Annotated in this window: 20 protein-coding genes and 1 pseudogene; 16 read left to right on the top strand and 5 right to left on the bottom strand. The window is 54.0% G+C overall.

Annotated features, from left to right (window positions below; genetic code table 11):
* Window positions 1-99: 99 nt before the first annotated feature.
* The 3 genes from trmD to ABKA16_RS04910 all read left to right on the top strand — a co-directional run bounded on the left by trmD (window position 100) and on the right by ABKA16_RS04910 (window position 2,613).
* Entirely contained in the window at window positions 100-1,068 is a 969-nt protein-coding gene (trmD, locus tag ABKA16_RS04920) for a tRNA (guanosine(37)-N1)-methyltransferase TrmD (protein ID WP_381000395.1), read from the top strand.
* Window positions 1,069-1,861: 793 nt separating this feature from the next.
* On the top strand, window positions 1,862-2,377 hold the full coding sequence (gene rpsP / locus ABKA16_RS04915; protein WP_381000396.1) for a 30S ribosomal protein S16: 516 nt from the start codon (window positions 1,862-1,864) through the stop codon (window positions 2,375-2,377).
* A 2-nt stretch (window positions 2,378-2,379) separates the two neighbouring features.
* Window positions 2,380-2,613 carry an RNA-binding protein gene (locus ABKA16_RS04910; protein ID WP_007148048.1) on the top strand — a complete coding sequence of 78 codons (234 nt, stop codon included), beginning with the start codon at window positions 2,380-2,382 and terminating at the stop codon, window positions 2,611-2,613.
* Window positions 2,614-3,059: 446 nt separating this feature from the next.
* Here ABKA16_RS04910 and ABKA16_RS04905 read toward each other — a convergent pair whose 3' ends face one another.
* The 3 genes from ABKA16_RS04905 to cysS all read right to left on the bottom strand — a co-directional run bounded on the left by ABKA16_RS04905 (window position 3,060) and on the right by cysS (window position 7,853).
* Entirely contained in the window at window positions 3,060-4,232 is a 1,173-nt protein-coding gene (locus ABKA16_RS04905; RefSeq protein WP_381000398.1) for an endonuclease/exonuclease/phosphatase family protein, read from the bottom strand.
* 223 nt (window positions 4,233-4,455) lie between these two features.
* The gene (ffh, locus tag ABKA16_RS04900; protein ID WP_381000400.1) at window positions 4,456-6,084 is read right to left on the bottom strand and encodes a signal recognition particle protein; all 1,629 of its coding nucleotides are present in this window, start codon (window positions 6,082-6,084) and stop codon (window positions 4,456-4,458) included.
* A 32-nt stretch (window positions 6,085-6,116) separates the two neighbouring features.
* Entirely contained in the window at window positions 6,117-7,853 is a 1,737-nt protein-coding gene (cysS, locus tag ABKA16_RS04895; protein ID WP_381000401.1) for a cysteine--tRNA ligase, read from the bottom strand.
* Between the two features lie 263 nt (window positions 7,854-8,116).
* On the opposite strand from cysS, the gene ABKA16_RS04890 reads away from it, so the two are divergent.
* The 6 genes from ABKA16_RS04890 to ABKA16_RS04865 all read left to right on the top strand — a co-directional run bounded on the left by ABKA16_RS04890 (window position 8,117) and on the right by ABKA16_RS04865 (window position 16,345).
* On the top strand, window positions 8,117-8,836 hold the full coding sequence (locus ABKA16_RS04890) for a type 1 glutamine amidotransferase (protein WP_381000403.1): 720 nt from the start codon (window positions 8,117-8,119) through the stop codon (window positions 8,834-8,836).
* A complete protein-coding gene (locus ABKA16_RS04885) occupies window positions 8,836-10,722 on the top strand; it encodes an ABC-F family ATP-binding cassette domain-containing protein (RefSeq protein WP_381000405.1) in 1,887 nt (628 codons plus the stop codon). The genes ABKA16_RS04890 and ABKA16_RS04885 overlap by 1 nt, the downstream gene beginning before the upstream one ends.
* Window positions 10,723-10,819: 97 nt before the next feature.
* Window positions 10,820-12,154 carry an arginine deiminase gene (gene arcA / locus ABKA16_RS04880; protein ID WP_007148055.1) on the top strand — a complete coding sequence of 445 codons (1,335 nt, stop codon included), beginning with the start codon at window positions 10,820-10,822 and terminating at the stop codon, window positions 12,152-12,154.
* Between the two features lie 257 nt (window positions 12,155-12,411).
* A complete protein-coding gene (argF, locus tag ABKA16_RS04875; RefSeq protein WP_381000407.1) occupies window positions 12,412-13,446 on the top strand; it encodes an ornithine carbamoyltransferase in 1,035 nt (344 codons plus the stop codon).
* 549 nt (window positions 13,447-13,995) lie between these two features.
* Window positions 13,996-14,808 carry a ribonuclease III gene (gene rnc, locus ABKA16_RS04870; protein ID WP_007148057.1) on the top strand — a complete coding sequence of 271 codons (813 nt, stop codon included), beginning with the start codon at window positions 13,996-13,998 and terminating at the stop codon, window positions 14,806-14,808.
* Window positions 14,809-15,199: 391 nt separating this feature from the next.
* Window positions 15,200-16,345, top strand: coding sequence for a quinone-dependent dihydroorotate dehydrogenase (locus ABKA16_RS04865; RefSeq protein ID WP_381000409.1), 1,146 nt, complete (start codon window positions 15,200-15,202; stop codon window positions 16,343-16,345).
* A gap of 5 nt (window positions 16,346-16,350) precedes the next feature.
* Here the strand turns inward: ABKA16_RS04865 and ABKA16_RS04860 are convergent, their stop codons facing one another.
* Window positions 16,351-17,634 (bottom strand): NADH:flavin oxidoreductase/NADH oxidase, encoded by a 1,284-nt coding sequence (locus ABKA16_RS04860; RefSeq protein WP_381000410.1) that lies wholly within the window; start codon window positions 17,632-17,634, stop codon window positions 16,351-16,353.
* Between the two features lie 326 nt (window positions 17,635-17,960).
* A complete protein-coding gene (locus tag ABKA16_RS04855) occupies window positions 17,961-18,605 on the bottom strand; it encodes a vitamin K epoxide reductase family protein (protein WP_381000617.1) in 645 nt (214 codons plus the stop codon).
* Window positions 18,606-19,013: 408 nt separating this feature from the next.
* Between ABKA16_RS04855 and ABKA16_RS04850 the strand changes: the two genes are divergently transcribed.
* The 7 genes and pseudogenes from ABKA16_RS04850 to ABKA16_RS04820 all read left to right on the top strand — a co-directional run bounded on the left by ABKA16_RS04850 (window position 19,014) and on the right by ABKA16_RS04820 (window position 25,336).
* Window positions 19,014-19,871 carry a PHP domain-containing protein gene (locus ABKA16_RS04850; protein WP_381000412.1) on the top strand — a complete coding sequence of 286 codons (858 nt, stop codon included), beginning with the start codon at window positions 19,014-19,016 and terminating at the stop codon, window positions 19,869-19,871.
* Window positions 19,872-20,295: 424 nt separating this feature from the next.
* On the top strand, window positions 20,296-21,297 hold the full coding sequence (locus tag ABKA16_RS04845; RefSeq protein WP_381000413.1) for a LacI family DNA-binding transcriptional regulator: 1,002 nt from the start codon (window positions 20,296-20,298) through the stop codon (window positions 21,295-21,297).
* 338 nt (window positions 21,298-21,635) lie between these two features.
* Window positions 21,636-22,190: an ATP-binding cassette domain-containing protein gene (locus tag ABKA16_RS04840; protein WP_381000415.1), complete on the top strand. Its 555-nt coding sequence runs from the start codon at window positions 21,636-21,638 to the stop codon at window positions 22,188-22,190.
* A gap of 233 nt (window positions 22,191-22,423) precedes the next feature.
* A pseudogene (locus ABKA16_RS04835) lies at window positions 22,424-22,708 on the top strand (ABC transporter permease); the annotation flags it as partial.
* 71 nt (window positions 22,709-22,779) lie between these two features.
* Entirely contained in the window at window positions 22,780-23,724 is a 945-nt protein-coding gene (locus ABKA16_RS04830; RefSeq protein WP_381000416.1) for a substrate-binding domain-containing protein, read from the top strand.
* Window positions 23,725-23,916: 192 nt separating this feature from the next.
* Window positions 23,917-24,312 carry a D-ribose pyranase gene (gene rbsD, locus ABKA16_RS04825; RefSeq protein WP_381000418.1) on the top strand — a complete coding sequence of 132 codons (396 nt, stop codon included), beginning with the start codon at window positions 23,917-23,919 and terminating at the stop codon, window positions 24,310-24,312.
* 16 nt (window positions 24,313-24,328) lie between these two features.
* Entirely contained in the window at window positions 24,329-25,336 is a 1,008-nt protein-coding gene (locus tag ABKA16_RS04820) for a ribokinase (protein WP_381000420.1), read from the top strand.

Here is a 25,336-nt window from a genome sequence, read left to right as displayed (position 1 = left end):
TTATAAAGGCGCTGTTCGGCTTGCAAAATGTAAATACGGCACGATATGCAGGATGCGGCAAGAAATCAAAAAGTATGGCACAACTTGGCAGGAAATGATATGGATATCAGCATTATTTCAGTTTTTCCGGAGTATTTCGATTCGATGCAGTTAAGCCTGCTGGGAAAGGCGCAGGCTCATGGGATCGTGCGGATACAGGCATTGGATCTGCGGGACTGGACCCATGATGTGCACCGGTCGGTGGATGACACTCCGGCCGGCGGAGGCGCAGGCATGGTGATGAAGCCTGAAGTCTGGGCTGAGTGTCTGGATGACGTACTCGGGACTTTCGGAGTTTCTGCCGTGTCCTCCTCGCACCCTGAGCCGTCTGATTCTGCTGCCGTGTCTGCTTCTGGTCCTGCCTCCGCTTGTACCTCCGCTGGGCCTTCCTCGCCGGGCCTTCCTCGCCGGGCCTCGCCGGGCCTCGCCGGGCCTTCCTCGCCCGCCTCCACCGGATCGGATTCCTTCTCTTCCGTCGGTGCCCCGTCCACGCTGATCTTTCCGAACCCCTCGGCACCGCTGTTTACGCAGAAAGATGCTGAGGAACTGTCGCATAAGGGGCATCTGGTTTTTGGCTGCGGCCGCTACGAGGGTTATGATGCGCGCATCCCCATGTATTATCAAGGCCGGGGGCTGGATGTGCGGGAGTATTCAATAGGTGATTATGTCCTTAATGGCGGTGAAGTTGCGGTGAGCGTGATGGTGGAGGCTATTACGCGCTTGATTCCCGGTTTTATGGGGAACTCAGATTCTATTGTTGAGGAGTCGTACTCCGGCGAGGATGGGCTTTTGGAGTATAAACAGTACACGAAACCGTCACAATGGCGTGGGCTGGATGTGCCTGAGGTATTGCTCAGCGGGGATCATGCGAAAGTTAGTCGGTACCGGCGTGATGAATCCCTGGAACGGACTTCCAGTATCCGCCCCGATATTATTGCGAGGCTTGATTGCAGCGTTTTGGATAAGGCCGATCGTAAAAAACTCACTGACCTCGGGTGGGATGTGTCGGGGGCTCATCCGCAGCGCTAACGTCCATTAAAATACTGCCGGACAGTGATATGCGGCGGTAACGTGCTGTGAAGCGGCGTGTTATGGCAATGTTGCCAGATCGTTGCTCTGGTTGTTTTGGGCTGTTTCTCTTCTCCAGTTGTTCCTCGGGCCGTTTCCCTATCCGTTTCCCCGGTCATGTTTTCTGTCGCTTTCTCCGGCCGTATCTCTGGTTATTCTTCGCCCCGCCTCACCCAACGCAGAGATATGAAATGGATTTCGATTGTTTCCGCGGTTCCGATAAAAGTATCTGCGGGTTGGGTGAGGCAGAGTGGAAAGCTGGGCAGGGAGGCGGGGCTGGGTACCTGAGAAGTATCCGGCGTTGATATCAGATCAGCGGTTCTTTGGTTTGTGCCCATGATCCGCTTTCAGATTGTAAGCAGGAGGATGATATATCTCGCGGCGTGTGGTAGCGATGTTCTCCGTTTATATTTTGACGGATATCGTACCGCCTTCCGCTCGACGCTCCCTCGCCTGATACCTGCTCACCCAACCCGCAGATATATTTTGTAGTTATAAGAGCCTGGGCCGGTTGCCATTTTGTATCTGCGAGTTGGGTGAGCCGTGCTGCGGCGGGCTACAGTAAGCCAGGCATTCTACCCGGAAAGACTGGCATGTAGCGGCAGAAAATCCACGAGTACGCCTATAATTGACTTTTGTTATCGCGCCTGAGGGGGCCCTCAAAACCCGATGGCGTGGGTTCATGCATGTGACACGGATTATGCCCCACATAATCAGCGGCATGTGCGCCCCGAAAGATACAAGGAGAGCCATTTTGGCAACACGTATTCGTTTAAAGCGTATGGGTAGGAAGTTTTATGCTTTCTATCGCGTAGTAATTGCTGATTCGCGCAAAAAGCGCGATGGCAAGGTGATCGAACAGATCGGCATATACGATCCGAACAAGCAGCCGTCGCTGATCCAGATAGATTCTGAGCGGGCACAGTACTGGCTTGGTGTAGGCGCTCAGCCTTCCGAACCTGTTGTAAAGCTGCTCAAGATCACGGGAGACTGGCAGAAGTTCAAAGGCCTTCCCGGTGCTGAGGGCACGTTGAAGACCGCGGAAGACGGACCTGATGCAGAGGCACGCATTAAAGCTGCCGATGATAAGGCACAGAAGCTTAAAGCTGCGAAGTCCGAAGCTAAGGCTAAAGCTGAGGAAGAAGCTAAAGCTGCAGCAGAGGCAGCGGCGAAGGAAGCGGAATCGTCTGAATCTGAGGCTGAGGCTGAGGCAGCCGACAGTTCTGCCGAATCCGCAGAAGAATCTTCATCTGAGGAAAAGGCTGAGTAGATATGCTTACTGAGGCGATTGAACATCTGATTCGCGGTATAGTTGATTTCCCCGATGACGTGTCGGTCCGGTCATATCAGAATCAGCGAGGCGAACTTATCCGCGTCCGCGTCAACTCTGAAGATATCGGCCGTGTTATTGGGCGCCACGGGCGCACAGCTACAGCGATCCGCACAGTGATCCAGGCGATTGCCGATCACAGTGTCCGCGTTGATATTATGGATGCGCGACCGTAATAAGCATTAATAAGCATTAAATTTCTGCGGGGCAGGCCTGTTTCAGGTCTGCCCTTTATTTATTGATCTGTATCTGTATAGATGTAGAGGAGACCCGGTATTTATAGGCAGGAGTACGGATAGGGGAGGAAGGGTATAAGGAGGGGAAGGAGGGGCCGCTATAGATGCTTATATTGAAGGAGGGGCTGCCGGCTGATGCCGGCAGGACAGGCAGCTGAATAGACACATATTCAAGCAATTGGTTATCCGGGCAGCCGGTTATTTTTGGGGATTTCCGGGCAGTTGGGCAGCACGGCAGCAGGATAGCCAGTCATGTAACCATGCGGATGCTTTTGTGTGTGGGAGAGGCGTGAAAAGCACTTCTAATGTTGAACGCATTGTATTAGCATGATATTTTTGTGTGTGGACAGGGCATGAAAAGCACTCCCGCCAGTTATCCTACTAAGTTACCCTACGATCAGTGTTGAGACAAGGGCACGGTGATCCGTCCGCGGTATAACCAGCGATTTGACGGTGGCTGCCCGGACAGGACCCGAGTAAAGCACGTGATCTATCTCAATCAGTGACGGCACCAGGGGCCAGGAGGCTGGGAAGGTGGGGTGTATCCCCTTATGGAGGTTGTAGGAAGCATCAGTCAGCCCGCTGCTGAGGATATTGCGGAAAACAGAGTGATGGATCCCGGAGTTCATATCTCCGGCAATTACAGTAGCTTCAATATGGGTGGAAATACCCAGGGAAGGATTATTGACCTGCGCAAAGCTTTTCAAGGCATTTATGCTGTTCCGCCATGATTCGCCGCCGCGCTGGGGCGATTTTGGATGGGTGCTGCCGAAAAGGACGTTATGCCCGTTAACGGATACTACGGCTGTCGGTATTTGGGAAGATTCGGACTGGACCGATTTATCATGCTGCTCGGCAGGCTGTTTACGTGTCCAGACAGCATTGAAGCCGCCGTTGTCCCGGCCGGTTTTTGCGCCGGACTGCAGGAAGGGGAGCTCATCTGAGATCCCGGCGGCTCCCATACGGTCAATGAAAGAATCGGTTGCCTCCTGAACGCACAGTACATCAACGTGGTTCGTCTTAATGGCCTGTACGATGCTTCCGGTGTCCGCCTGCCCATAGCGCGCATTTATAGTCATCACGGTTACGGCTGAGGGGTTGCTCAGCGAGCTTGCTTCCGAATCGGGAGTCCCGTCAGATACTGCGTTTGATACTGTCTGCCGGGGCAGTGCCAGAATCGGGTTCAGGGGCTGGGGGATCTCAGTAAAATAGCCGACTGACCATACGGTTTCAATAGCGATCAGGAGGAAAGAGACCAGGGATTGCCCCCACGAACGCCGTGCGAGTGCAATAGCAAGGATGACCAGCAGCGGTACGATCAGCAGGGGGATAAGGGCAGTTGCTTCGGGTACTGGCCTAAGGTAGCTGAAACGCTCAGGCAAAAAGTGCAGGCACATCCATAAAACAATGATGATAAGAAGTATCCACAGAATCATAGAGCTCCTTTTCCTTTTTCTTGATTTCTTCCCGGATGGACGTTTGGAAGCCCCGGATGGATTGTAGCTGTTATAGTATTGCGCTGTGCTTGATGCGGAAGAGTTTCCCTGTTGAGCAGCCATTATCCTCCTTAATTTGTGGACAGTATGGTGGCCTGCGGTAACTGCCTTGGATGCCATGGATATTTTTGGATAGCATGGGTATCTCAATGCCTCAGATACCCTGGGGCTCCGGGCATCTCAGGCGCCTCCGAGGCCCCTGAGTATCGAGGAATCCGGTATCCCTCCATGATCCCCCGCAGATATGCAGAAAGGTAAGAGCCTGGAGGCCTCTTTTCCATGAGGCTCAGGTGAGCCCGGGGATATTGAGGTTACCAAGATTGCCCAGATCAACGTTGTCAAGATCCTGACCAAGCCCTGTACCCAATCCGCCTGGGAGCTGGCCGGGCTGCGGTTTCTTCATGAAAGAAGACCCGCTGCCGCCTTTATGCCCGCCCAGTTTTTCCCTCAGGGCTTTTTCCTCAGCTTCACGTTTCATGGGGTTCCCTGAACGTCCTGACCTGTTCCGGTTCTTTTTCTTATTCTTTTTGTTCTTACGCGGGGAATTGCTATTGCCTATACCCGGCATACTGCTGCCTGACATCCGCTTCATCATTTTTGCAGCCTGGCTGAACCGGTCAAGAAGCCCGTTTACTGCTGATACTGTGACGCCTGAGCCGTAAGCAATCCGTGCCCTGCGGCTTCCGTCCAGTATCTGCGGGTTGCGGCGTTCCTCAGGCGTCATGGAATGGATAATAGCCTCAGTGCGGTCGACCTCCTTTTCATCGAACTGGTCGATCGCCTGCCGGTACTGCGACATACCCGGTATCATACCCAGGAGTTTCTTCATTGAACCAAGCTGCCGCACCTGCTGAAGCTGGCTTAGGAAATCATCCAGGCCGAAAGTGCCTTCGGCCATTTTTTCTGCAGCTTCGCGGGCTTCCTGCTCATCAAACTGTTTCTGCGCCTGTTCAATAAGGGTAAGGACATCACCCATGTCGAGGATGCGGGAAGCCATGCGGTCGGGGTGGAAGACCTCAAAATCTTTGAGCCCTTCGCCTGTTGAGGAGAAAAGGATAGGCTTGCCGGTAACTGACGCCACCGACAAAGCGGCACCGCCTCGGGCATCGCCATCGATCTTTGACAGGACGACGCCTGTAAAATCAACACCTTCATTGAAGGCTTCCGCTGTAGCGACAGCATCCTGGCCTATCATGGCATCAATAACGAAAAGGATCTCATCAGGATCAACAGCATCGCGTATATTGCGGGCCTGGCGCATAAGCTCTTCGTCAACGCCAAGGCGGCCTGCAGTATCAATGATCACTGTGTCATAAAGCTTCTGGCGGGCAACGTCGATGGAATCCTTGGCGACTTTGACAGGATCTCCGGCCGCAAGCCCGGCAGGGACGACATCCGAGCTTCCTGACTGTACCCCGGGCTCAGGCGCATAAACCGGCACCCCGGCGCGCTCGCCGACAACCTGGAGCTGGGTCACGGCGTTAGGCCGCTGAAGATCGGCAGCTACAAGCATAGGCGTATGCCCAAGGTCTTTCAGCCAATACCCGAGTTTCCCTGCAAGCGTTGTCTTGCCGGCACCTTGGAGGCCTGCCAGCATGATGATTGTAGGAGGGTTTTTGGCGAAATTAAGGGGGCGGTCTACATTGGCCCCCAGTATTTCGGTCAGCTCATCATTAACGATCGATACTACCTGCTGCGCAGGGTTTAGGGCCTGCGAGACTTCTTCTGCGAGAGCCCTCTCGCGCACCCGCGCAGTAAAGCTTTTGACGACGTCCAGCGAAACATCAGCGTCAAGAAGCGCACGGCGGATTTCGCGGACCGTACCGTCAATATCTGATTCTGAGAGTTTCCCTTTAGACCGAAGATGCTTGAACGCCCCGGTCAGACGGTCTGTGAGTGAACTAAATGCTGCCATAATCCTTTATTTTAAGATAGAGAGGGGAATTTCTAAAGTTTCCATGCAGGGCCGTGCGGGGTATCTTCAATAGTGATACCTGCTTCTGCGAGCATATCGCGAATAGCATCCGCGCGGGTAAAATCCTTGGATCTCCGGGCTTCTTCGCGTTCCCTGAGCTGCGCGGAAACAAGAGTGTTCAAAACCTGGGCGGCCCGTGACGGGGAAGATGCAGGGGAAGGATAAGCTGCCTGCGAAGGGACAGGGGAAGATTCCCGCACGGATGACAGCTGGCCACCGGTGAAGGAAGCAGCGGCAGCAAAACTATTCCCGCCGGGGAGCCACTGGGGATCCAGAGGGTCTAATCCGAGAACATCAAGCATAGCCCGCACAGACAGTACCGTATTTTCCAGATCGCTGTTCAGGCTGCCCGGTGTTCCGCTCTCTGACTCCTTCCGGCTGCCGGTGCCGGCGGCTGACGCCATGCTGGCCATTAGCGTATTCCCTCTGCGGATCTCGCTGAATATTACTGCGATTGCGCCCGAAACGCTGAAATCGTCATTCATGGCGCGTGTGAAGCTTTCAGGCAAGTCGTCAGCGCCTACGGCAAGCACCTCTTCGCGGGTAGGCCGGACTGCTGCCGCAGCAGCGTGTTCAAGGAAATTCATGATCCGGCTGTATGCGCTTTCGGCTTCCTGTAGTGTTTGAGCGCTCCACTCCAGCATGGATCGGTATTGGACGGCTGCCAGGGCGTACCGGGCGACCCACGGGGTATGGCTGGACAGTATGGATCCGACAGATAAGCCGTTCCCCAGCGATTTGCTCATCTTTTCGCCTTTTTGTGTCACCCATGCAGAATGCATCCAGTGGTGAGCAAATCCCCATCCGGCAGCACGGGACTGTGCTATTTCATTCTCATGATGGGGGAAACGCAGGTCAAGCCCGCCGCCGTGGATATCGAAATCATCGCCCAGATACCGCCTGCTCATAGCGGAGCATTCCAGATGCCATCCCGGGCGCCCTGTGCCGAAAGGGGTTTCCCATCGTGCAGTACTGGGGTCTGTATCTTTGGAAGCTTTCCATAAAGCGAAATCACGCGGGTCATGCTTAGCTTCCGACTGATCAGCGGCATCAGCGGGGTTGTATTTATCTTCACCCGAGGCATCTACTGAAGGGCCGAGGGCGTCAGCAACGCGGGCTGCCTCATCAGCTTCCCCTGTCTGCACGCCGCCTTCCTGGTGTGTCAGTGCGCCGTATCCTTTCCACGAGGGTACGTCAAAATATACGTTCCCGGAAGGGGTACCGTCAGCGTTAGCGGTTATGTAAGCGTGCCCGCGGTCTATGAGCCGTTCAACAAGGCTGACCATATCAGTGATGTGGCCGGTTGCGCGCGGCTCATAAGTGGGCGCAAGGACCCCCAGGGCATTGTAGGCATCTGTGAACTCATCCTCGTAGTAGTGCGCGCGCGCCCACCAGTTCTGGCCTTCTGCGGCCGATCTGTTCAGGATCTTGTCGTCAATATCGGTAACATTGCGTACAAATACGACTTCGTATCCAAGCTTCATCAGCCAGCGGCGGATAACGTCAAAAGCCACACCGGCCCTGAGATGCCCGATATGCGGGGAGCTCTGCACTGTTGCCCCGCACACGTACATAGTGACCTTCCCGGGGACGATAGGTGTAAAATCAACGGTCCCGTGGCGGGCAGTGTCATAGATGCGGATATGCTCCGCTGCCTTCGCGAGTACGGTGTCAGGGTGGATAGTCAAACCATTGGTTGTGCTGGCCATAAGCTCAGGGATCCTCCGCTGTTCGTATGTGTGCCGTGCATCCATCCTTTCCGGGTGCCGGCATCGTGCTGCAGCCGTTGCGGCTGTATACTTGTCTGCTCATACTCTACCTCATGGAGGCAACCTGGCTGATGCCGTCCTGTATCCTTAACATTTTCCTTGTATCCTTTTATTTTCCCGTCACCTTCTCTGCGGATTTCCGAAGATTTTCATCGCAGTGGTGTAATATGTCCTGTGCACAGTAGAATTATGGGTGAAAGATTATGGGTCGATCTGAAATTATTATTTTTCAGCATGTAGAGTGGGAGAAGCCCGGCCGCATCGCATATGCTTTTGAAGACAGCGGGCTGGATTATTCGGTCCTTAATATTTCCAAAGAAAAGAAAGCTGATCTCCCGGATATTGGCGGTATTGCAGGGATAGTAATAATGGGCGGCCCTATGGGGGCCAGGGATTTTGATGCATATCCTGGCCTCAGGGATGAAGCCAGGCTTGCGAGGGATGCTGTTTCTGCCGGGATCCCTGTGCTGGGCGTATGCCTGGGGCATCAGATCATCGCAACAGCCCTGGGCGCAAAGCTTAAACCCGCAGGGGCGGCAGAGCTCGGCTTTGCCCCAGTTGACCGCGTTTCGCGCGATGAATGGCTTCCTCTGGGAAAGAAACCGGTCTCGGTCCTGCACTGGCATTCTGATACTGTTGGCTGTCCCGATGGGGGGACTGTGATTGCCTCAACGAAGAAAACGAAAAACCAGGCGTTCCGTTGCGGTTCGGCCCTGGGACTGCAGTTCCATCTCGAGGTTGATACTATGCTTTTTGAGGAATGGCTCAATACTAAGAAAATGACAGGGGACCTTAAAAAATCGCAGATATCGCGCATGAAAGATGATTTTGAGAAAGAATCCCCCGCGCTCCAGGTGCTTGCAGATACGGTCTTCTCGGGTTTTGCGGCGCGCTGCACAAGTTTTGCCAGGGATCACGAGTGATGCCGGTTTTTGATATAGGGCTTGAACAGGTTTCCCTGTCATGCGCTACAAAAAGTATATGTGACAATGTGACTGTAGGCGTTAACGAGGGCGACCGTATCGGGATCGTGGGGCGCAACGGTGACGGCAAAACTACGGTGCTCCATCTGCTTTCGGGATCGCAGCAGCCGGATTCGGGACGTGTTTCTGCGCGGAACGGGCTTTCGCTGGGGATACTTGAACAGTATGACAGCCTGGACGATAACGATACTGTGCAGCAGGCTGCGCTTGGCGGGCAGGAAGAGTATGAATGGGCGTCCCGGCAGCATACCCGGGAAATAGTTGAAACGCTGCTCAGCGGTGTCGGGCTTGACAGCCGGATCGGCAGCCTGTCGGGCGGGCAGCGCAGGCGCGTGGACCTGGCCCGGCTGCTGCTCAGGGATTGGGATATCCTCCTCCTCGACGAGCCCACGAACCATCTTGATATGGCGACTATCCGCTGGCTGGCAGAGCATCTGAAGAACCGGTGGCAGCGTAATGCCGGGGCGCTTCTGGTGGTCACCCACGACCGATGGTTCCTTGATGATGTCTGTACCCATATGTGGGAGGTCCATGATGGGGGCATTGACCCCTTTGAAGGGGGATACAGCGCATATATCGAGCAGCGGGTGGAGCGGGACCGCCAGGCGGATGCAGCTGAAGCCAGACGCCGCAATCTTGCCCGCAAAGAACTGGCGTGGCTTGCCAGAGGTGCCCGGGCCCGTTCAACCAAACAGAAGTTCCATGTGAAGGCTGCCCGCGAACTGATCACTGATGTCCCTGACGCCCGCAACACCCTGCAGCTGAAGCAGATGGCGGTCTCCCGGCTGGGCAAGACGGTTGTTGACCTTGAGGGTGTGTCAGTAGTGTATCCCGGCAATAACGGTGCGGGCGGAGAAACGCCCGGTGGCTCCGGGCATAAAGTGCTTGATGATATTACATGGCTTATCGGCCCGGGGGACCGGTTCGGTATCGTAGGCGCCAACGGTGCCGGGAAGTCAACCCTCCTCCATGTCATTGACGGGTCACTGGAACCTTCCTCTGGGCGTGTCAAAATAGGCAAAACTGTCAAGTTTGCCGTGCTCTCGCAGCGCCTCGATGAGCTGGAGGGGCTGGGGGAGTATACAGTCAACGAAGTGCTGGGCAGATACAGGTCGGTCTATCTGGTTGACGGCAAAGAGACGACGCCGGTGCAGCTTATGGAGAGGCTCGGGTTTGGATCTGCGCAGCTTATGACTCCGGTCAGGGATCTGTCGGGCGGTCAGAAAAGGCGGATGCAGCTTCTGCTGATCCTTCTTGACGAACCGAATGTCCTGATCATGGATGAACCGGGCAATGACCTTGACACGGATATGCTTGCCGTTATGGAGGACCTGCTGGATACCTGGCCCGGCACCCTTATTGTCGTATCCCACGACAGCTATTTGCTGGAGCGGGTCACTGACCAGCAGTTTGCTCTGGATAACGGGAAGATCGTCCATCTCCCGGGCGGTATCAATGATTATTTCGATATGCTTGACCGCTCTGCGGATAATAGCCGCCATCTTGGTGCTTCGGCAGCGGTATCCCGGGAAGCGCCGGGGCAGGATGGGGACCGGGGGAAGGCTTTGCGGGCAGCTAAGCGCGAGGCTTCCAGGCGGGCAGGTTCAATTGAACGGAAAATCAATAAACTCAATGCTTCCAGAACAGGGATCGAGGACCAGATGGCAGCCTGGGATCCCGGCGACTATGAAGGCCTCAGCAGGCTTAACGTCCAGCTGCACGGGATCGAAGCAGAGATTGCCGCGCTGGAGGAAGAGTGGCTCGGGCTTCAGGAATTTATGGAAGATACGGGTCCGAATTTTAATACGGAGAAATACGGAAATTGAATAAATATACTAAAATAAAGTTCCGGCGCACGACTACTGTAAGAGAGTAATATAGTAGAGCAGAAACACGGTTACAGAAAGCAGGAAGCAGGTACTTATGGCTGATATAAATAGATCTGATACGGCCCAATACGGTCATTCCGGCAGCCCATATCAGGATGCCGTACATATCACTTCTGAGATTGGCCCGCTCCGCAGCGTGATCCTGCGCAGGCCGGGGGCAGAAGTGGAAAACATCACCCCTGATCTGATGGACCGCCTCCTTTTTGACGATATCCCTTACCTTCCCGAGGCGCAGAAAGAACACGACGCTTTTGCACAGACCCTGCGTGATGCCGGTGCGGAAGTCCTCTACCTTGAAGACCTTACGGCACAGGCGCTTGCCGATGATACAGCACGCGGGAAGTTTATCGACCAGATACTGGCTGAATCGCATTATCGGGTAGGGTATGTGCACGACGGGCTGAAACGTTATCTTTTAAGCCTGGAGCCAAGGAAAATGGTTCAGAATATTATGGCGGGCGTGCGCAAAGATGAGATCGACATCAGCATCGCCAGCCTCGAAGAGCTTGCTGAAAATGCGAATTATCCTTTCCTGCTCGAGCCTATGCCTAATCTTTACTTCACCAGAGACCCTGCGGCAGTGATCGGCAACGGTGTGCTTATCAACCATATGGCTTTCCATGCGCGTAAACGCGAGTCCCTTTTTATGGAATATGTGCTTAAATACAATCCGCGTTTTGCCGGGCAGGATATCCCTGTTTGGAGGGGGCGGAAGGTCCATTCCCGTATTGAGGGCGGGGATGTCCTGGTACTGAACGGGCATGTGGTTGCAATCGGCATTTCAGAGCGCACCTCTGCCAATGCAATAGAAGATGTTGCGCGCTCCCTGTTCGGACGTTCCGCGTATGACACTGTGATTGGCATCAATATCCCGCACGGCCATGCTACTATGCATCTGGATACTGTTTTTACAATGATCAACACTGACCAGTTCACTGTCCATCCGTCGATCATGGATTCGGGCGGGCGGATAGATACGTATATTATCCGGCCTTCCGCTCAGGCCGTGCGTGAAGGCAACATCAGCAGCGGTCAGGGCAGTTACGGGGATGGGAGTATCCGGATCACCCATTGCACAGACCTTACCGACGTCCTTAAAACTGTTCTGGGTAAAACTGAAGTGGACCTTATCCCCACAGGCAATGCGGATCCGGTGGTCGCCCCGCGCGAGCAGTGGAACGATGCTTCTAACACTTTTGCGGTGGCGCCGGGTGAAGTCGTCACCTATAACCGTAATTATGTATCGAATGACCTGCTGCGCCGGCACGGGATAACTGTGCATGAAATCGATTCCAGCGAGCTTTCCCGGGGGCGCGGGGGCCCCAGGTGCATGACCATGCCTGTTGTCCGGGATGATGTGGCTCAGTAATGTAATGTGTAATGTGTATGGGCTCAGCAGGGTGCCTCGAGCGCGTCCCGGGCGGTTTTAAGCATGTTTAGAGCGCGTTTCGTAAGGGCTGGCTTGCCCATCATGTGGCGATAACCCTGCCCTGAAGCCTGAAATAAGCCAGCCCTGCTAATCTTGGATCGGTATAAAACAAATAAACAGCAGCGGGCACAGGAGGCTCGGCATAAAAGCCGTACCAAGTGCCCGGTACGCGGCTGTACTGTAAGGAGATCGGAAATATGGAAACTGCTACAGCATCAGAAAATGTGTTCCAGGGGCGGAGCTTTCTGGCATGCAAAGATTTCACCCCTGCGGAGATCATGTATCTCGTAGATTTTGCCCTGCATCTGAAAAGGCTGAAAAAAGACCATATCCCGCACCGGTACCTGGAGGGGAAAAATATCGCGCTGCTGTTTGAGAAAACTTCGACACGTACCCGCTCAGCTTTTGTTACTGCTGCCAATGATCTAGGGGCTTTCCCCGAATTTATGGGGGCCGACAGCACTCAGCTGGGGAAAAAGGAGTCTGTAGAAGACACCGCGCGTGTGCTGGGGAGTATGTTTGACGGGATAGAATACCGCGGTTTCGCTCATTCCGACGTGGAGGCGCTGGCGCAGTATGCCGGTGTCCCCGTGTGGAATGGGCTGACGGATGAGTGGCATCCTACGCAGATGATTGCCGATCTGATGACGGTCAAAGAGAAATTTGGGCGGCTGAAGGGGCTGACGCTCACTTTTGTGGGCGACGGGCGCAACAATATGGCTAACAGCCTTCTTGTCGCCGGTATTATGGCCGGGATAAATGTGAGGATCCTTGCGCCGCGGGAATTACAGCCTTCCGGGGAAGTTGTCAGCATTGCCGCACAATTTGCCCGCCAGACAGGAGCCCGGTACCTTGTGACTGATGATATAGATGAAGGGGTACGCGGTGCGAATATTATTTATACAGATGTGTGGGTTTCCATGGGAGAGGACAACTGGGAAGAAAGGATCGGGCTGCTTGCTCCGTATACGGTTACGCTTGATATGATGCGCCGTACAGGGACGCCTGACGGCGAGCTGATCTTTTTGCATTGTCTTCCGGCCTTCCACGATGTCAAAACAGCGTATGGCAAGGAGATTTTTGAGAAATTCGGGATGGCGGAGATGGAAGTTACCGATGAGGTGTTCCGTTCTGATTTCTCGTGGCAGTTTGCGCAGGCTGAGAACCGCATGCATTCCATAAAGGCAATCATGGCAGCAACTTTGGGGAATCTCTTTATTCCCAGTGTTTAAGAAGGTTAACAGGCAGCAACCTGAGGGCCTGCTGTCCGGCAGGCCTGTTCCCTTATTTTTAAAGCTCAGGGGGCCAAAGGTTTCTGGGGCTTTTTTTGGGGGGGGGGGAGCTTAAAGCATGGAGCTTTGGCAGGTGTTACCTTTTCGCTCATCCGCGACCTGTTATCTCTTCGATTATCCTTTAAATTCATCTATTCTTCACCTATTCGTTGGCTCCCTTACCCCTTGAATGCCTATTGTCCTGCTCGTGCTTCATTAGTGATGCAATTCTATCGCTGATTAACATTAGCCTGTCTCCACTTGTCACCGTGGTGCTTCCTCGTATCATTATCCCCACATTAATTTACGGTTCCCTACCTGTCCACTCCTCTCATCTATCCGTTACCCTCCTCCCCTCAACCTCGTCTGTTTGTTGTCCCCTGCCTGCTTATTCCCCATCTGCCCGTTATCCCTCACCCAACACGACAATACATAACGATAAATGGCCTGAACACTCACAGCCATAAACGCATCGTTGAGTTGGGTGAGCACGCACATAGAATAGGTGGTATGACAAGCAACCAGAGTACAGACACCCAGGCGCCATCGCCCGAGGCAGAGGAACTGTTCAATGCCCTTGGGGCAGCGATAACCCCGGATCTTTTCATTGAGGCGCTTACCCACCGGTCTTTCACGAATGAACACCCGGGCGCGCGTAACTATGAACGTCTTGAGTTTCTTGGAGATGCGGTCCTGGAGCTGGTAGCTACGGAAACCTTGTATAAGATGCATCCAGACTATTCAGAAGGGCAAATGTCGCGCATCCGGTCAAAGGCGGTTTCCGAAGAATCTTTGTCAGAGATTGCGCGCGATAAACTGCATGCGAGCCAGTTCATCCTTCTGGGCATTGGGGAGCAGCGCGATAATGGGGCGGATAAAGACTCGATCCTCTGCGATATCGTGGAAGCGCTCATTGGCGCAGTTTTCGTTGAATACGGCATTGAGAAAGCGCGGGAGGTCGTCCATAACCTCATTGATGACAATCTCTCGTATTATTCGCACAGAGGCCCTGCACTGGACTGGAAGACAGCGATTGTCGTCAAAGCGCATGAAATGGATCTTGGTGAAGTGTCATACCAGATGGAAATGCGGGGGCCCGAGAATAAACTTGAGTTTACAGCCCATCTGTTTATAGAAAACCCGGCAGGGATCGCGAAGGATACCGGTGAAAAGGATGAAAGCCCAGCTGCCGGAGCCAGCGGATCATCGGAAAATACCGGTCTCAGCCAGCGCCGCGAGCTTGCTGTGGGCCATGGAAGCAGCAAAAGGAAGGCACAGCTTGATGCGGCCGAAAAGGCCTGGCGCATTCTTGATACGCGCTGATATATCGCCGATAACAGTACAAGTATTCATAAACTCCCGTAAGCCGTGCTGCACAATGACGTGACGCACTAATGCCCATTGCAATTATTTTAGCCAGCTCACACTTTAACCGGCTCACCCAACTCGATGATGCGTTTGTGGCTGTGAGCGTTCAAGCCGCCCATCGTTATGTATCGTCGTGTTGGGTGAGGAGGGGCAACGAACAGATGAGGTGGAGGTGGTAACGGGCAGGCGTGCGGCAAACAGGCAAACGGCAGCACATGGGAACAGGAAGGCAGCAGGGAGAAACACTGGACAAGGACTTTATGTGATGTAGTAATGCGGATAAATGCGTGAGGCGATGTAGAATCAAGAATACAACAGGATATTCAGGATATTAAGGAGTTGAGCCATGGCTTATGTTTCACAGTCGGCTGTGCGTAATGCTTTTAATAAGGCCAGTACGGGGATGTTCCAGTTCACTTATAAGAATGCAGTCAAAAAGTATGTGTTCAATCAGTCGCCTGATGATGCGCACGACCAGATGATCCGCTTTTGCCAAGTGAGCCAGAAAATCCCTCCGCTTATGTGGCTCCTTCAGCAAATGCTTGATTATACGGATCCGGTATTAGAAACACGTGTCATGGACATCGATTTCCATAACCCGTTCGGGTTGTCTGCAGGCCTGGATAAAAATGCTGACCTGCCTCTTGTGCTGGAAAAAGCTGGCTTCGGCTTTGAAACGGTCGGATCGACGACTTCCCGCCTGTGCGCAGGGAATCCGCGCCCATGGTTCCACCGTCTGCCTGAGTATGCGTCAATGATGGTCCACGTCGGGCTGGCGAACAGCGGATCGGAAGAGGTCATACGCCGTGTTGAGGATGCTTACAGGAAATCCCGGACTATGCGTTTGTCGGTATCAATCGCCCGTACTAATGATGATTCATGTGCGGGTATTGATGAGGGGATTGAAGATTACCGCATTTCGCTTGAGCGTGCAGCGAACCGCACGCATATGGTTGAGGTCAATATTTCATGCCCGAACACCCGGGTGGGCGAACCTTTTACGGAGCCTGAGAACCTCAACAGGCTTTTTGATGAGCTTGATAAGGTGCAGCACGATCAGCCGATCCTTGTAAAGATGCCGCAGGATAAGCCGTGGCCGGAGTTCAGGGATCTTCTTGAGGTACTTGTCGAGCATAATGTGCAGGGCGTGACGATTGCCAATCTGCGTAAGGACCGCACCGGCCTTGAAGTCCCTCCTGAATGGCCCGGCGGATTATCGGGCCTGCCGTGCGTTGCCCCGAGCAATGGGCTGATTGCCCGCACGTATCGTGATTTTGGCGATAAGCTTGAGATTGCCGGTGTAGGGGGCGTTTTCACGCCTCAGCAGGCATACGACAAGATCCGCGCGGGCGCAAGCCTCGTGATGTTCATATCGTCGCTTATGTATCGCGGGCCGCAGAATATTACTGTTTTAAAGCACGGCCTGGCAGACCTGCTTCGTGCAGACGGATATAATTCGGTGTCTGAAGCAGTTGGTGCAGCCATCCGCTAGCAGGGCTACCGCGTTATCCCGTATGCGCCGCGGGCATACTGTACCGGATAAGGCGCGTCGTGCCTGTCGAGGCCCAATTTTGCTGCTGCCCTCAGCGGCCAGTATGGATCCCGTAGTGCGGCACGCCCAATTTCGACTGCATCCGCCCGCCCCTGTTCAAGGATCTTTTCTGCCTGCTTCGGCTTGGTGATCAGCCCGACAGCTGTTACGGGAATATCAACTTTCGCTCGTATCTCCTGGGCAAAAGGCACCTGATAGTTCGGCTTTGCGGGGATTTTTGCCCCTGATATTATGGCGCCTGTAGACACGTCGATCATATCTATGCCATGGTTTTTGAGCACTTTCGCGAGTTCAACGCTTTGGTAGAGGTCCCATCCGCCTTCGACCCAGTCGGTAGCGGACAGGCGCATTACTACAGGAAGGCTGTCCGGCCACACCTCGCGCACTGCATCGGCTACTTCCACGGCGAAGCGGATCCGGTTTGCGAAACTGCCGCCGTATTCGTCTGTGCGGTTGTTGATAAGCGGATCCAGGAACTGTGATATGAGGTATCCGTGTGCGCCGTGTATCTCGACCATGTCGAATCCGGCGGCGCGGGCGCGTTCTGCAGCGCTGCGGAACTGTCCGACGACCTGATGTATCTCATCGCTGCTGAGCCCCCGCGATGGTGCAAAGTTCTCGTTGAACGGGGTATCTGTCGCCCCGACGGTTTCCCAGCCGCCGGCCTCAGCGGGTACGCTGGCATTGATGTATCCCAGTCCTGAGCAGCCGGATGACCCCTTCCTGCCGGCGTGGTTGATCTGTATCGCGGGCACAGCCCCGGCCTGCCGGATCCCGTCAGCGATCCATGACCATGCACCGATCTGTTCGTCATCCCATAGCCCCGTGTCATACGGGGAAATACGTCCTTCAGGGCTGACGGCAGTAGATTCCGCAATGATCGTCCCGAAGCCGCCCAGTGCCCGAGAAACGTAGTGCTGGTAGTGGAACGATGTCGGTTTGCCGTCCCGGGCGAATACGGAATACATATCCATTGGCGGGAGCCATATCCGGTTGCGGGATGTTACGGAGCGGATAGAAATTGGCTCGAACAAGTGCGGGCGGGGCTGTTTCCCATCCGGTGCCTTGCCTGCCGGATGCTGCGGTCCTCTGAAGTGTTTGGCTGCGGTTTTAATCCGTTTCGCTTCTTTCAGGGCTTTTCTGTCGATAACTTCGTATGCGTCCTTTGCTGCGCTTTCCGCCAGCCTGAGTTCGCGGTCTATCTTGTTTTTCTTCTTATCCTTTGACATAGCAGAGCCTCTTATTCCATTGGATTTCGCCGTTAACACTGCGGGATCGTATATGCTGTATATGCGTATATACGGACCGCCTGCTACTAATGTACACCAAAATGCCCTGTATTTTCAACGGCGTAGGATTTTCAACGGGGGCAGGGCTGGGACAGAAGATTTCCCGCGCTGTAGCCTGTATTGCTTCGGCTATCCCCGTCATTCCAGCTGTCCGGCCGGCTTGGCTATCCGGTTCCTGCCGTTTTGATTATTCCGGCTCGGCTGTTTCGGTTCTTTAGTTCTGCTTCTCTGGCTGCCCGATCCGGATGTGCCGGCTGCTCCAGGCCTTATCTCAACAGTACAGATCCGTGTTTGGCAAGGATAAGGGCAACAAGGATGATGATCCAGACAGCGTCGTCAAGCAGGTCAATATTCAGCCGATAATATGTGTGCAGTACCCGGCCGGCAGATGATGAAGGGCTGGGGATGCGCTGGATGCAGACCGTGGCATGGGTAAGCGACATGAACTGGACTGTTGTTGCGAACATAAGGCCCAGGCACCATGGGCATAAAGCATTGATAACGTACATTGACTGTGTGAAAAGCCAGTAGGCATACAGCAATGCCGCGAGCCCGCCAAGCCATGTGCACAGGGAAAACCATCGCGGTACTGCTATGCGCGAAATCCCAAGGACGGCAACCGTTACAAAAACCGATTCGGCTGCTATGCCGAAGAAGGCATTGGGGAAACTCATCCCGGCGAAATGGATGAATTCTGCTTGCCAGCTTTGCGCTACTGTTGAACAGGAGACTGCCGAGCTGATATCGCAGGAAAGCTGCTGATGGGGATGCCGTGCAAGCTGGAGGGTTTCTGCGCTTAAAGCGAAAGAGACAATAAGGGCAGCCAGTGACGACAGCAGCATGATCAGATATGTCCACACTGCGGTGTGCCTCCAGCCCCTGACAGGAGCTGTGCCGGGAGTTGCGGATATCCCGGCGGGCGCCTCTGCGGGTACCCCGGAATTCTCTGATGCATTGGGAGTCCTGGGCTTACCGGATGCACCGGGCGTTCCGGAAGTTCCAAGTATTCCGGGTTTCCCAGGTGCTTTGGGGGATCCCGGCACAGTGTGCCGGCTTCCCGTTGTGGTGTCAGGCGTTGACGCAGCCTTATTATGTGTCGTGCTCATAGCTGTCTCCGTTTTATGGCGGCCGGGCGATATGCCGGACAAAGCCATATCAACTATAGCAGGAGACCGCAGCAGGGATGGCCAGGACAGGAGTTCTCTGCTGCTAGTGCCGGTGGCAGTAATGAGGCAGCTGTTATATGCCCATCATAAGTCTGCTATATGCCTGCGCTGATACATACCTGCAAATTCCCAGTAGCGGCTTAGAATAAGTGTATGACGCGCAATGAATGGGATATGCATTGCCATACTGTGTATTCTGACGGGACTTATTCACCCGAAGAGCTGATTATCCAGGCGAAGGAAAAAGGCCTTGCAGGGGTTGCAATCACAGACCACGACACCACAGCAAGTTGGCAGGATGCTAAAGCTGCGTCGCTCGCATTCGGTTATCCCCTTATCCGGGGGACAGAGATTACCGCAGAATCAGGAAAAACAAGTGTCCACGTACTGGCATACCTGTTCGACTGCGAAGATGAAGCTGCCCTGGGCCTTTTTGCGCAGACGCGCCGGGCACGACAGGAGCGCATCAGGACGATGGTTGACAGGATCGCGCGCGATTATCCGATAACGTGGGAGAGTGTCAGGGCGCAGATCAGGAACGGTGAGGATACTACCGTCGGGCGTCCCCATATTGCGGATGCCCTTGTTGAGGCAGGAGTCTATCAGGACCGTTCTGCGGCGTTTGCAGGGATCATCAATACGCACAGCCCGTATTATGTTCCTGTGTTCTCGCCTGATGTAGAGACAGTGGTGTCCACCATGAAACAGGCGGGCGGCGTTGTCGTTATTGCGCATCCCGGGGCTGTTTCGCGCAACCGTTTCCTGCTTTCGGACGGGGAGATCGGGCGCCTCGCGCGCCTTGGGCTCGACGGGCTTGAGGTATACCACCGCGATAATCCTCCTGAGCAACGCCGCCGCCTCAGTGCCCTCGCAGAGCGTTTCGGCCTTCTTGCGACCGGCGGGTCGGACTGGCATGGCAAAGGCAAACCTAATGAGCTGGGCGAGAACACTACCGGCATCGAAACTGTCGATGAGATTATTTCCCGCGGTGTAATCCGTGTTTTACCTTAAGCCTCGGCATGGTGCTCCGGCCATTGCGGCCTATATCCGTCTGATTTGACATCAATATTCATCTTGTTATATTATTGCGGTAACGTTTTCGCATTGGTATTACGAAAAAAAGGATAAAAATGCGGGCACGTTTGCATAAAACGGATGCATATACAAGCAGGATCAGGGATGATCATGGAAAGCATATGCAGCCCGGCACGGCGGCAATTCCCAGTATGGTTATTGTTTCGGCGTAATGCACTGCAGCATGGCTGCTGAGGGTGTACTTGGCAGTCAGAATAACGAATAATAACGAATAAAAGGACAGTATAAAAAGACAGCACAGCAGCAGGATCCGTCAGCGCATAAACCGCAGGTTTGGCCACGATAAGGCCTCAAAGCCATAGACCCCCTGTTATGCTACTTTAGTTCGAAGGGAGGTGTGATGGCATACGTTACTATCCGTGATGTTGCTCAGCGCTCCGGGACCTCTGTTTCCACAGTGTCCCGCGCATTGAACAACAGAGGCAGGATTTCCCGGGAGACAAAAGCCCTTGTTGAAAAAACTGCCCATGAACTTGGGTATATACCGGATTCCAGGGCTCAGGCAATGCGGTCAACCAGGACCCGGCTTGTCGGGCTGCTTGTCCCCGATATCCGCAACCCGTATTTTGCGGATCTGGCGTATGCGATTCAGGATACTTTATTTGATGCGGGCTATTGCACATCAATTGGAACGTCTTCAGAAGACAGCGTAAAGCAGGATGCCTATATCATGAAGATGCTTTCACAGCATATCGATGGGGCAATAATCGTCCCCCGCGGCGGCAAAAGCAAGGCGCTCAAAGCCCTTGTCGATATCAGCGTACCAATGGTTTTCGTTGACCGCCATGTGAATGATATGCCTGAGGTCCCTGTTGTAGATTCTGATCCGTCCGAGGGGCTGCTTAAGGCGCTTACGGACCTGCATTCACGGGGTTTCAGGAAGGTTGGGTATATTTCAGGCCCTATTCTCGATTCCCCGACTTTGCAGGAAAGGGAATATGCCTTCCGTTCGGCAGGCCGCGCCCTGTTCGGCGAAGACAACCTTTTTGTGGAATCAACGAGCTTCGGCCATGTTTCATGCCTTTCGGTGATCAGGAAAATGCGCGGTTCCGGTGTCAATGCTTTTATCTTCGGATATTCGCAGGATGCGGTACAGGCAATTTCTGCGCTGGGGTATCAGGGGCTGGCAATAGGCAAAGATATTTCTTTGATCTCTTTCGATGATCCGGAAATGTTCCGTCTTATGACGCCGAATATTTCAGTCATATCCCAGCAGGTGCATGTTATCGGTTCTCTTGGGGCACAGCTGTTCCTGGACATTGTTGAACGCGGCAGGAAGGCCGGTTCCCAAAGGGTGGAAACAGTTTATATCCCCCGGGGTTCCGTTGGGGAAGCACGCTGACCGGTATTAACCGGTATCGAACCGTACCGGCGTACAGGCTGGCTATTGCTGCCGGCTGCCGGTAGGCCTCTTGGAGGAGCCGGTAATGCAGCGCTGCACAGCTGGAAGCCACGGCTGACGGAAATACAGCCTTGATGTGATACAGATACCATCTTTCAAAACAATAGTCCTGCCATTATGAGGATCAGCGTATCGAAGTACTTTAGCGGTGTAATACCGGGGTACCGGCATACGCAAGGCGTGAAAGTGGGTAAGACGATGACTGTCTTCCAAGAAAGTAGCAAAAATGACTCAAATATCCCTTAAAGGGGGTTTCCAAAATATTCGGGAACACCACAGTGGTAGATGATGTCTCCCTTACCGTTGAACCGGGTAAAGTACATGTCCTCCTTGGTGAAAATGGTGCTGGAAAATCAACGCTTATCAAAATGATGAGCGGCATTTACCAGCCTGATAAAGGCCATATCGAGGTAGACGGCAAAACTGTCAGGATCCCGGATGTGAATGCGGCCCGTAACCTTGGGATTGCTGTGATCCATCAGGAGCTCAATCTTGTCCCTGAGCTGTCGATCATGGAAAACCTGTTCCTGGGGCATATCCCGGCGACTGCGGGCTTTGTCAGCATGGCCCAGATGCGCAGAAAGGCGCGCGCAGCAGTAGAGCGTATAGGGTTGAGTGAGGATATTTCTACCCCGATGGGCGAACTGGGCGTTGCCCGGCAGCAAATGGTCGAAATTGCCAAGGCGCTTATGCAGAATGCCTCAGTGCTTATTCTGGATGAGCCTACCGCTGCCTTGACACGCAGGGAATGCGAACAGCTTTTTACGATTATGGAAGAGCTGAAAAACAGGACGTGGCCATGGTCTTTATCTCGCACCATCTGGATGAGATAAAACGTATCGGCGATGTTGTTACTGTCCTTCGTGACGGCAAATATATTGATACCGTAAAAGCCGATACCCCCGAAAAAGAACTTGTCCGCCTTATGGTTGGCAGGAATATCGATAACCAGTATCCCCATACCGGATATCCGCAGGGGGAAGTCCTGCTGAAAGTTGACGGGCTGACAAGGCAGGGGGCTATAGACGATGTTTCTTTTGAACTCCATGCAGGCGAGGTAGTAGGGCTCGCGGGCCTGGTCATCGCAGGAAGGCTTCATTCTGCACAGCCTCAGGCGGCACAGGGATATGAAATGGATGCTATTGCTGCCGTTGTGATTGGCGGCGCATCGCTTTCCGGCGGCAAAGGCAAGGTGTCGGGGACCTTCGTCGGTGCGATCCTTCTGGCACTGATTCGCAACGGCCTTAATATCCTCAACGTATCGTCGTTCTGGCAGCAGGTTGTTATCGGCCTTGTCATTGCGCTTGCGGTGAGTATCGATACCTTGCGGCGCAAGCAGGATACCCACTGACAGGGAGTCTGCAGGAACATATCCATATGTCATTAAATATGCCGTTAATCGCACGCAGGAAAGGAAAAACAATGATTAACAAGCACATTAAGAAAATTGCTACTGCTGCGCTGGCAGTTGCATGCACAGCGGGCCTTATGCTCGGTCTGTCGGGATGTTCACAGGGATCTTCCGGAGGGAAGGACAAAGTCACGCTTCTCGTTTCTACGCTGAACAATCCCTTCTTCGTTGATTTGAGGGACGGCGCACAGGAAGAAGCGAAAAAGCTGGGGGTTGACCTGCAGGTCTCCGATGCGCAGAACGATTCTGCAACACAGCAGAACCAGGCGCAGAACGCCCAGTCGCAGGGTGTTAGGGCGGTGATCATCAATCCTGTTGATTCTGATGCCGCTGCCCCTGCCGTAGCTACGCTCCGCGGTTCCAGTATCCCGGTTGTCAGTGTGGATCGTTCGGTCACCGGTGAGGAAGTCAACGCCCATATCGCGTCGGACAACGTTGCGGGCGGCGCACAGGCAGCACGGAAACTTGCGGAAGGTATGGGCAAGAAAGGCAAGGTCATCATCCTTCAGGACACGCCAGGGGCAGCCTCGACCCGTGACCACGGCAAGGGATTCAAAGATGAGATCAGGAAGTATCCTGATATTAAAGTTGTTGCCGAGCAGACCGCAAACTTTGACCGTACAGAAGCTCTGAACGTTACTTCTAACCTCATGCAGTCAAACCCCTACGCTACAGCGGTTTACGCTGAAAATGACGAAATGGCGCTGGGCGCCATCCAGGCTCTGGGTTCCAAAGCCGGGAAGGATGTGCAGGTCTTTGGCTTCGACGGGACTGCTGACGGCCTGAAGGCTGTTGAAAGCGGTACCATGCTGGGGACTATTGCACAGCAGCCGAAAGAGCTGGGAAGGAAAGCTGTGCGTGCTGCATATGACCTTATCCGGAATGAGAAAGTCGAAAAGGTACAGTCAATAGCAGTGAAAATAGTGACAAAAGAGAACGTGGCTGATTTCAAATAAAAACAGCTGCGCCAGTGCGTACTGCGCCGGTTGAAGCGGGGCTGAGGCAGCCCCAGAGATGGTATTTCCTCCGGTACTGGTACCGGTGCGGCCTGAAAGCCGCCTGGGTCTGCCTGCGTCCCCCCGTCGAAGCTGTGCAACAGCAGTAACTTAACTATTGAATAAGTATATTGGCCAGTAAGGGGGAAATATATGCTGAAAAAAGGGATTTTGAATGCCCGGCTTGCTGAGGCGCTGGCGGGGCTCCGGCACAAGGACCGTTTTGTAGTCAGCGACTGCGGCCTGCCTGTGCAGCAGGGGATAGAAGTCATTGATCTTGCGGTAGTTTTTGGTGTCCCGCGTTTTGAACAGGTCCTTGATGCGCTTAAAAACCAGCTGGTGCTTGAAAACGCTGTTATAGCGCAGGAAGCCAGGGACGGGCTGCCTGAAAAATGGGTCAGGGAGCGTTTTGATATCCCTGTATCGTATATCCCGCATAATGGTGCAGCAGGGTTCAAAGACAGCGTCAGGGATGCCCGGTTTGTTATCAGGACTGGTGAAACGACATCGTTTGCCAATGTTATATTTCAATGTGGAGTGCCTTTTTAAAGATAAGGATCATTATATGGTTTCACAACAGGATGTTGACAGGCTGAAAGCTTTGTTTGCCCGCATTGAAGAGGGCAGCGCAGGCGTATGCGTTATGGGGTCTGCGAATGTGGACTATACCGTTGAGACTGAACGGCTTCCCAAACCCGGGGAAACGGTCAGTGCCGGCCCCCTGCAGATACTTCCCGGCGGCAAGTCTGCCAACCAGGCTGCTTCAGCGGGGAAGGCCGGTGCTGCAGTAACGATGCTGGGCATGGTCGGTACCGACGATAATGGCAGTTTCCTGCTGTCACAGTTAAGCGATGCCCATGTTGATGTGAGCAAGGTGGAACGGTTCGACGGGCCGAGCGGCTCAACGGTGATTACCGTAGACGCTAAGGGCGAGAATACTATTGTGTATTCTTCAGGATCCAATGCCCACGTATCAGCGGATTATGTGGAAAAGAACCGGGACGCCCTGGATAATACCGCTGTTTTGGGCCTGTGCCTGGAAAGCCCTATGGATGCGGTGATCCGCAGCGCACAGATATGCCATAGGAACGGGGTGCCTGTCCTTCTTAACGATTCGCCTTTCGTTGCAGAGCTTCCCCAGGAACTGGTTGATAATACGGATATCCTTCTGGTCAACGAGCATGAGATGGCCCAGCTCCTCGGGCTTGATATTAACGAGGACGACCTTTCCCCGCACAGCCCTTACTGGCAGTCTGTTGCTGCAGCCCTGGAAAAGTTCGGCTATACCAAGGCCATCGTTACGCTTGGAAGCCATGGGGCGATAGCTTTTGAGCCGGGAAAGGCAGAATATATCCCCGCTGTAAAGGTTTCTGCGGTCGATACTACCGGCTGCGGGGATTCATTTATGGGAACTATACTTGCCGGGCTGTCCGCCCGGCTCACCCTTGCCGACAGCGCGTGGCTGGCTTCCTATGTTGCGGCTTACGCGGCAACGGGGCTTGGTGCGCAGGCATCTTACGGTACAGCTGCCCAAATAACAGAATTCTTTGCAGCAATGGCCAGGCAGGGATAG

Origin of the sequence: Scardovia wiggsiae (genome assembly GCF_051045985.1) — a bacterium.
GTDB lineage: Bacteria > Actinomycetota > Actinomycetes > Actinomycetales > Bifidobacteriaceae > Scardovia > Scardovia wiggsiae.
The sequence above is the reverse complement of the archived record's forward strand: the minus strand, read 5'-3'. Positions and strand labels throughout refer to the sequence as shown.

Bases quoted from the DNA above. Each gene is read 5' to 3' on its own strand.
- trmD (WP_381000395.1), top strand. From the start codon at position 100: ATGGATATCAGCATTATTTCAGTTTTTCCGGAGTATTTCGATTCGATG.
- ABKA16_RS04910 (WP_007148048.1), top strand. From the start codon at position 2,380: ATGCTTACTGAGGCGATTGAACATCTGATTCGCGGTATAGTTGATTTC.
- ABKA16_RS04905 (WP_381000398.1), bottom strand. From the start codon at position 4,232: ATGGCTGCTCAACAGGGAAACTCTTCCGCATCAAGCACAGCGCAATAC.
- ffh (WP_381000400.1), bottom strand. From the start codon at position 6,084: ATGGCAGCATTTAGTTCACTCACAGACCGTCTGACCGGGGCGTTCAAG.
- cysS (WP_381000401.1), bottom strand. From the start codon at position 7,853: ATGGCCAGCACAACCAATGGTTTGACTATCCACCCTGACACCGTACTC.
- ABKA16_RS04890 (WP_381000403.1), top strand. From the start codon at position 8,117: ATGGGTCGATCTGAAATTATTATTTTTCAGCATGTAGAGTGGGAGAAG.
- ABKA16_RS04885 (WP_381000405.1), top strand. From the start codon at position 8,836: ATGCCGGTTTTTGATATAGGGCTTGAACAGGTTTCCCTGTCATGCGCT.
- arcA (WP_007148055.1), top strand. From the start codon at position 10,820: ATGGCTGATATAAATAGATCTGATACGGCCCAATACGGTCATTCCGGC.
- argF (WP_381000407.1), top strand. From the start codon at position 12,412: ATGGAAACTGCTACAGCATCAGAAAATGTGTTCCAGGGGCGGAGCTTT.
- rnc (WP_007148057.1), top strand. From the start codon at position 13,996: ATGACAAGCAACCAGAGTACAGACACCCAGGCGCCATCGCCCGAGGCA.
- ABKA16_RS04865 (WP_381000409.1), top strand. From the start codon at position 15,200: ATGGCTTATGTTTCACAGTCGGCTGTGCGTAATGCTTTTAATAAGGCC.
- ABKA16_RS04860 (WP_381000410.1), bottom strand. From the start codon at position 17,634: ATGTCAAAGGATAAGAAGAAAAACAAGATAGACCGCGAACTCAGGCTG.
- ABKA16_RS04850 (WP_381000412.1), top strand. From the start codon at position 19,014: ATGACGCGCAATGAATGGGATATGCATTGCCATACTGTGTATTCTGAC.
- ABKA16_RS04845 (WP_381000413.1), top strand. From the start codon at position 20,296: ATGGCATACGTTACTATCCGTGATGTTGCTCAGCGCTCCGGGACCTCT.
- ABKA16_RS04830 (WP_381000416.1), top strand. From the start codon at position 22,780: ATGATTAACAAGCACATTAAGAAAATTGCTACTGCTGCGCTGGCAGTT.
- rbsD (WP_381000418.1), top strand. From the start codon at position 23,917: ATGCTGAAAAAAGGGATTTTGAATGCCCGGCTTGCTGAGGCGCTGGCG.
- ABKA16_RS04820 (WP_381000420.1), top strand. From the start codon at position 24,329: ATGGTTTCACAACAGGATGTTGACAGGCTGAAAGCTTTGTTTGCCCGC.